This window comes from Thauera sp. (assembly GCF_035444905.1).
Taxonomy (GTDB): Bacteria; Pseudomonadota; Gammaproteobacteria; order Burkholderiales; family Rhodocyclaceae; genus Thauera.
Genome location: NZ_DAOMPS010000008.1, coordinates 129,559 through 136,510, shown reverse-complemented (window position 1 = coordinate 136,510; position 6,952 = coordinate 129,559). Strand labels below are relative to the sequence as shown.

The 6,952-nt window shown below is 64.6% G+C and carries 6 protein-coding genes; 2 read left to right on the top strand and 4 right to left on the bottom strand.

What is annotated here, in order from left to right:
• Nucleotides 1-220: 220 nt before the first annotated feature.
• Nucleotides 221-1,129 (top strand): LysR family transcriptional regulator, encoded by a 909-nt coding sequence (locus PLC66_RS06060; RefSeq protein ID WP_324538403.1) that lies wholly within the window; start codon nucleotides 221-223, stop codon nucleotides 1,127-1,129.
• A 237-nt stretch (nucleotides 1,130-1,366) separates the two neighbouring features.
• Here PLC66_RS06060 and PLC66_RS06055 read toward each other — a convergent pair whose 3' ends face one another.
• Entirely contained in the window at nucleotides 1,367-2,644 is a 1,278-nt protein-coding gene (locus PLC66_RS06055; RefSeq protein WP_324538401.1) for a tyrosine-type recombinase/integrase, read from the bottom strand.
• A 268-nt stretch (nucleotides 2,645-2,912) separates the two neighbouring features.
• Here PLC66_RS06055 and PLC66_RS06050 point away from each other — a divergent pair, with 268 nt between their 5' ends.
• Nucleotides 2,913-4,076, top strand: a complete 1,164-nt coding sequence (locus PLC66_RS06050; RefSeq protein WP_324538399.1) for a TIR domain-containing protein — start codon at nucleotides 2,913-2,915, stop codon at nucleotides 4,074-4,076.
• 98 nt (nucleotides 4,077-4,174) lie between these two features.
• Here the strand turns inward: PLC66_RS06050 and PLC66_RS06045 are convergent, their stop codons facing one another.
• The 3 genes from PLC66_RS06045 to PLC66_RS06035 form a co-directional block, all read right to left on the bottom strand.
• A complete protein-coding gene (locus tag PLC66_RS06045; RefSeq protein WP_324538397.1) occupies nucleotides 4,175-4,801 on the bottom strand; it encodes a ParA family protein in 627 nt (208 codons plus the stop codon).
• Nucleotides 4,802-5,326: 525 nt separating this feature from the next.
• Nucleotides 5,327-5,911 (bottom strand): nucleotidyltransferase family protein, encoded by a 585-nt coding sequence (locus PLC66_RS06040; protein WP_324538395.1) that lies wholly within the window; start codon nucleotides 5,909-5,911, stop codon nucleotides 5,327-5,329.
• Nucleotides 5,908-6,942: an XdhC family protein gene (locus PLC66_RS06035; RefSeq protein ID WP_324538393.1), complete on the bottom strand. Its 1,035-nt coding sequence runs from the start codon at nucleotides 6,940-6,942 to the stop codon at nucleotides 5,908-5,910. The genes PLC66_RS06040 and PLC66_RS06035 overlap by 4 nt, the downstream gene beginning before the upstream one ends.
• Between the last annotated feature and the right edge of the window lie 10 nt (nucleotides 6,943-6,952).

Genomic DNA, 6,952 nt, shown 5'->3' with positions numbered 1-6,952 from the left:
TGACCCGCTGACCGCTTCTGCTGACGCTTCTTACACCACGTCCCGGGACACGATCCGTCAGGGCTGTGCGCCGGCCTGATCCGCGGGAATCGACGATGAGAAGGCTCCTAGCAAGCATGAGCCCCTGAAGCGGTGTCATTTAGCGGGATGCTAACGGGATCTGGATCGAAGTGCTGGCGCCGGAGAGCCCGAACCAGACGAAAACAGACGGGAGGCGGCCATGGATTTCAGATTGCTGCGTTACTTCGTCGCAGTTGCGGAAGAACTGCATCTGGCCCGTGCAGCCCAGCGCCTGGGCATCGAGCAATCGCCTCTGTCGCGTGCGATGCGCGAATTGGAAAACCAGCTCGGCGTGCAGTTGTTCGACCGCAGCACACGCCTGACGCGGTTGACCTGGGCCGGCCAGGTGTTTCTCGGTGAATGCCGGCGCGTGCAGACCACCGTTGACCAGGCAGTGCGGAGCGCAAAGGCCGCGGCGCAGGGCTACCAGGGCCATCTGCGCATCGCCATCTGCGACAGCATGGCGCAGCCCCGGAGCGCAACCCTGCTGGCTCGCAGCCGCGAGGATGAGCCCGAACTGGAGATTCGCGTCTTCGAGCTCCCATTCGCGCAGCAGCTCAAGATGCTGCATGACGATCTGCTGGACATCGGCTTTGCGTTGTCAAGCGCGGTGCATGATGGCCTCGTCGCCGAGTCGGTGTGGACCGATCCGCTGGCGGTGATCGTGCCCGCACGCCACCCCTTGCTGGCGCACGTGCAAGTGCCGCTGGCCGAAGCGTTGCAATTCCCGCTGGTTCTGTGTCATCCCGAATCGGGATCGGGCTGCCGCCATCAGATTCAAGCGATGCTGCAGGACGCAAAGACGCCGCCCAGGGTAGTCGATGAAGTGACCACCCTGGGCGTGATGCTGACCCTGGTCGGCGCCGGATACGGCATCGGCTTCGCCATCGCCTCGCAAGTGCAGACGCTACAGCGCCCGGACATCCTCATTCGTCCCCTGGCCGGCACCCCACCGATGCTCTCTACCTACCTGCTGCGCCGCCAAGGCGAACCGTCGGAGCCCATGAAGCGTTTCATCGAGCGGGTGAAGGACGGGGCTGCACCGGTCGATGATGATCCAGGTCTTTGAGGACGCCGCTCACTTGTCCGCCGCAGCCTGTGGCGTGTCAGTAGACGGATGAAGTTCGGGATGAAAGCCGACGCACGGTGGCTGCTGGTGGATGTGTATGGCTCGCTTTGGATCACCCGCAGCGGCCTGCGTTGCCCAGTCCGAAGATTTGAATCCGCAAGCAAGTCTCTTCCGTGCCACCGTGACCCATGGATCGAAAAAGACGTTCTTTATAAACGAGTTAGCGACCGGGAAAAACTACGCGGCGGCGTTCAAGGGGATGACTTCCGAACCCTTGGCTTCTGCCCCGTCGATGTAATTACCCCACTCCTGCATCATCGGTGCGCGGCGTTCTAGCATTGTCCCCCGGTGATAAGCGGCCTCCACGCGACTGGGTAGGCTATGAGCTAGGGCGTGCTCGGCTAATTCGCGCGGGTAGTGGCCCACCTCTGCGCACCAGTCGCGGAAAGTGCTGCGGAAACCGTGCGGCACGATTGCATCGCCACACTTTGGGTCAATCCACTTCGGCGGCGCGTCCTTGTCATCGGATTCGTTCATGCGCCGGGTAACAGCGGTCAAGGTCATGTCTGAAAGCGGCCTTCTGTCGCGGTCGCCAGGGAAGAGGTAGGTGTTCCCGTCGATCTTGGGCAGGGCTTTGATAAGTTCGACGGCCTGGGCAGATAGCGGCACCCAGTGTTCCCGCTTCGCTTTCATCCGTTCAGCGGGGATCGTCCAGAGCTTCGCGTCAAGGTCGATTTCATCCCACTTCGCTAATCTCGCCTCGCCTGAGCGGGTAGCGGTCAGGATGGCGAACTCAAGCGCTCGCGCCCCGGCCCCTTTGACCCTCTTCAGTTCCACCATGAATGCGGCGACCTGAGTGTAAGGGAGCGCGGGATGGTGGCGAATCTTCTTCACCTTGGCTGGCGCTGGCAGCAGTGCGTCAAGGTGTCCGCGCCACAATGCGGGATTCTCCCCCTGCCGCCACTGCATCGCCTTGGCGTAGGACAACACTAGTTCCATGCGCGAGCGCAGGCGGCTGGCTGTTTCTGTCTTGGTGGTCCACAACGGCGAAAGAATGCACAGCACGTCTTCAGTGCTGACTTCGGCAACCGGCTTGTTGCCGATGATCGGCGCGGCGTAGGTCGCTAGCGTGGTTTCCCACTGCGCGGCATGTTTCGCGTTCTTCCAGCTTGAACGATGGGCCTTGATGTAATCCCCAGCAGCATCGGAGAACGTTACCGCATGGGCTTCTGCAGCCTTGGCCGCTTGCGCGGTCTGCGCTGCAAGCTGCTTTCGTTGCTCGATGGGGTCAATCCCTGCACGCACCTGGGCGGTGAGCTGTGCGGCCTCGCTGCGGGCCTCGACCGGCGTTTTGTGCTCCAGCGTGCCCATCCCCATTTCACGGCGTTTGCCGTTGAGCTGGAAGCGGAAGATCCACGACTTCGCGCCGCTGGCCTGAACTCTCAAATACAGGCCGTTTCCATCCGCGTACATGCCTTCCTTGGCGTGCTTGATCTCTAGCGCTGTCAGCGGCATTTCTCTTCCCCTGTGCTCTACAGCCCACCACTCAGCCCACCACTTAAGAGGTGGATTCACTTGGCCTTCACTGGGCTCCAGTGTACAACGAACATACTTAAAGCACTGTTTCAATGAAGAAAAATTTTCGTTAGCGGACCACTCTGGATGTTCTTGGATATATTATATGCGGACGCCCTGTCCGCCAGAACGCCTATAAAGCCCTTCAAGTCAAAGACTTGTAGGGCTTTATCCTTTTCCGCATCGGCATTCGAGTGCGAGCGCCGCGGTGCCTCGCTGGACGGCGGGCAAGCTGCACGTCGATACTGGCGAGTCGCTCAAGGAGTTCGCCATGTCGGAAGAATTCGAGTTCGATGTGCTGCTGTCGTTTGCCTCGCCAGAGCGCGACTATGCACGAGCCATTCACGCGATCGCGACGGCCAATGGACTCAAGGTGTTCTTCGACGAGGAGTTCCAGCACGAGGTGTGGGGACGGAACCTGGTCGAATACCTCGATCACACCTATCGGGCGCGTGGGCGTTACGTGGTCGTGCTGGTGTCGCAGGCCTATGTCGAGAAGTCCTACCCAAAGGTCGAGCGGCGCGCGGCGCTCGACCGGATGATCGAGCAGGCTGCCGAATACCTCCTTCCGGTGCGGGTCGACGAGGCCTGGATTCCGGGGCTGCCGCGGTCGACCGCCTATGTGGATCTGCGCACCGCGGGTGTGATCGGTGTCTGCGAGCTGCTGGTGCGCAAGCTCAAGGGAGGGACCGGGGCGCTGACCCTGCCCGAGGGACTCAACATCCCCCGCGTGCCGCTGGGCACGATCCCCGCGTCGCAGCTCGCCGATTATCTTGTCGCATTGTGCCAGCGCCCGCAGGTGACGCTGTTCGGCACCCTGATCTACGACGAGACCAATGTCGCCGTGCGCCGCCTGCTGACCCGGCGCGACTACTGGAATGCGCTCGACACTGCATCCGGACAGCATCTCGAGGTCTTTGCCGTGCGGGACGAAGAGCAGTACGGCTGTGATGTGGACTTCAATGCCAAGATGCTGACAGCGTCGACCATCCCGAGCACGAAGGACCGGGGATACTACTTCTCGAGCCTGATGAAGGACTACTTCGGCGTCGACAAGCGGCGAATCAACTATCCCTCTTTTGCCCTGTTCTTCGTCGAGGCCGGCAAGGTCCGCCGCTGCTGGCGCATCCCCTTCCACCAGGCCTCGGTCGAAGACACGCTGAACTGGCTCATCAAGCTGTTTCGCCTCATCGACGACGGCATCGCCAGCGCCGGTGGTCCCAATGCAGCGCTCGGTGACATCCTGGCCAAGGTGAAGCGCCTGCTGCTCGCAGCCCACTTCACGCTCTACATCCAGTCGCCACCCTCGGATGCCGAGCATGCGATCAGGCAACTGACCGATTACGTCGAGACGGCAGGCGTATCAGACTGACCGGCGCCCTGCCCGCAACGCGCCCGAGCCCGAGTGCCAAGCTTGCGCTCTGCCCGAGCCGCCAGGCTGTCCTGTGATGGTCGGCTCGGACAGCCGGCTCAACGACGCCTGACCAGCCAGTCGAGCAAGGGCTTCCACTGCGCCTGCTCGCCTGCTCCAAGGCTGCCACCGTCGAACAGCGTCACCCCGGTCTCGACCGCCTGCACGTAACGCTGTGCCTGACGAATGCAGGTGACCAGCGGCAGGTCGAACTGCTGAAGGTATTCCACCAGTTGCCGTGAAGAGTGCGTCCGCGGGTCGATGCGCATGCCGACGATGCCGATGTCGACGCGGTCCTTGCGCACGGCCTTCGTCAGCGAAAGCTCCTCAAAGAAATCGCGGCTGGCGAGCATGTCGAAGCGGGACGGCGAGACCGGCGCGACGATCTTGTCCATCTCACCCAGTACCGCCTTCAGGCGCTTGCCATGCAGGCCCGCAGGCGTATCCAGGATCGCCACCGTGCAATCCTTGGGTGGCGGCTCCAACTCGTCGCTTGAAGTCTCCCAATGACGGATCGGTGCCAGATGGCGCGGTCGCCCCTTAAGCCAGTGGCGTGTGGACTGCTGGCGATCGAAGTCCCCGAGATACACGATTTCGTCGTTCCTGGCGAACCAGGCTGCCAGATGCACCGCCAAAGTCGACTTCCCGCTCCCCCCCTTGGGGTTGGCCACCATGATTTTGCGCATGTCGATTACCCTGATAACAATGAAGGCATAAACTCTCTGAATAGCCCATGCAGATTCACGCCTGCTCGGGAGATGGCACGAGCTCTCCCGCCAGCATGACCGCCTTCGCCCACGAATGCACGCGACGCCACGAGGCGAGACCGTCACAGGATTGCAACCCTGACCACAGACACTGCGAGACACGGGGTCCCTTCTACCAGCGCCCGCTGACGATCGCAGGAGTGTGCATGACCATTACGAGCAGTTCCGCACGCCAGGACTGCATCGAAGAATATCGCGATGCAACGCGCCGCCTCGCCAAGCTTGCGGGTGTCACGCTACCTTCGTTCAGGTGCCAGAAATGCAGAAGGCGCCGGATCGTGAACGGCCGCCGGCAAGCCGTGCGCGGCACCTCGAAATACGGCTACCACTGTGCCGATTGCGCAGTCCCAAGGGCGGAATGAGTCCCCGGATGGCGTCTGCCAGGCCACCACTGATGGCCTGAATTCATGCAAGCTGCGCCGACGCGCCTGTCGGTCACGACTCTCAGCCGCGCGCGCCGCATGGCATGTCCTGCGGCCGGTCGATGTCCATCAGGACGCCCTCGTCATCTACGGGGCACAGCACGACCTGCTCGCGATGCGTAGTCAGGATCTGCCGTGCGCCCTGGTCGCCGACCAGCGCGCACAGCGCATCCCGCCATTGGCGGGCAAAGCCGACCGGATGCCCGCGCCGGCCCTGGAACGTCGGTGCAGCCAGGCTTGCACCGGCGCGCAGCGCGGCGGCGACCGTCCGCAGGCTGTCGGGCTGGATGAAAGGCATGTCGGCCAATGCCACCACCCACCCGGCCGCATCGTGCGCTGCACGCACCCCGGCCGCCAGGCTGTACCCCATGCCGCCGTCCGCCGCCGGGCAGACGACGAGCGCGTAGCCCGCCTCCTCGAAATCGCGCGCCAGGGGATGCCCGGCCGCGCGCAGCACGACCACCACCCGATCGCAGGCCGAGCCCAGGCTGCGGGCGGCGGCGAGCGCCATCGGCGTGCCGTCGGCCAGCACATGCAGCAGCTTGTCGCCGCCAAAGCGGCGGCCTGCGCCGGCGGCGAGCAGGATGCCGACGATCTCGCCACTCATGCACAAGGTCGGGCGAGCGCGGCCGGAGGGGCCGCCGAAGCACCTTCGGCCGTCGGCGCCGTTCGCGTCGCCACGCCGTTACGGACCGCAGTCATCTCGGCCAGGATGGCGATCGCGATCTCGGGCGGGGTACGGCTGCCGATCGCCAGCCCCACCGGCCCATGCAGTCGATCCACCTCGGCCGGGCTCAGGTCGAAGTACTGCAGCAGGCGCGCTCGCCGGCGCGCGCTGTTGAGCGTCGAACCCAGCGCACCGACGTAGAAGGCGGGCGACTTCAGCGCTTCGAGCAGCATCATGTCGTCGAGCTTGGGGTCGTGGGTCAGCGCGACCACCGCGCTGTGCGCATCGAGCCGCAGCGCGATCACCGCGTCGTCGGGCATGCCCGCGATCAGCGTCGCGCCGGGCACGTCCCACTCGATGGCGTACTCCTCGCGCGGGTCGCACACGAAGACCTGGTAGTCCAGCGCCTGCGCCACGCGGGCGAGATAGCTCGAGATCTGCCCCGCGCCCACGATCAACAGCCGCCAGGCCGGGCCGTGGACCGTGGTCAACGTACGTCCGTCCCACTGCAGGCGATCGCCCGCCGCCCCACAGCTGAGGCGGCTACCCGGCTCGCCCACCGTCACGCTGCGGCGCACGAGCTCGCCGGCGGCGATATGCGCCGCCAGCGCCTCGAGCGCGGCCGGGTTGGGCTGCGGCTCGATCAGCAGTTCCATTGTGCCGCCGCAGGGCAGGCCGAAGCGGCGCGCCTCGTCCTGCGTGAGGCCGTAGGCCTGCACCCACGGGACGCCCGGCGTGCCTGCTGCGCCCGACGCGAACTCACCCGCCCGCATACGCTCGATCAGATCGGCCTCGAGACATCCGCCGGACACGGAGCCCAGCACCGCGCCATCCTCGCGCAGCGCCATCCACGCCCCCGGCGGGCGCGGCGCCGAGCCCCAGGTGCGCGCCACTGTCACGAGGGCAAATCGGTATCCTTCCGCGGCCCAGCGCCTGACGCCGTCCAGGACCTGCCGATCGGTGCTGTGCATGCAGACCTCC

Excerpts from the sequence above, each read along its gene's own strand:
- PLC66_RS06035 (WP_324538393.1), bottom strand. The coding sequence starts at position 6,942 with ATGCACAGCACCGATCGGCAGGTCCTGGACGGCGTCAGGCGCTGGGCC.
- PLC66_RS06040 (WP_324538395.1), bottom strand. The coding sequence starts at position 5,911 with ATGAGTGGCGAGATCGTCGGCATCCTGCTCGCCGCCGGCGCAGGCCGC.
- PLC66_RS06060 (WP_324538403.1), top strand. The coding sequence starts at position 221 with ATGGATTTCAGATTGCTGCGTTACTTCGTCGCAGTTGCGGAAGAACTG.
- PLC66_RS06055 (WP_324538401.1), bottom strand. The coding sequence starts at position 2,644 with ATGCCGCTGACAGCGCTAGAGATCAAGCACGCCAAGGAAGGCATGTAC.
- PLC66_RS06045 (WP_324538397.1), bottom strand. The coding sequence starts at position 4,801 with ATGCGCAAAATCATGGTGGCCAACCCCAAGGGGGGGAGCGGGAAGTCG.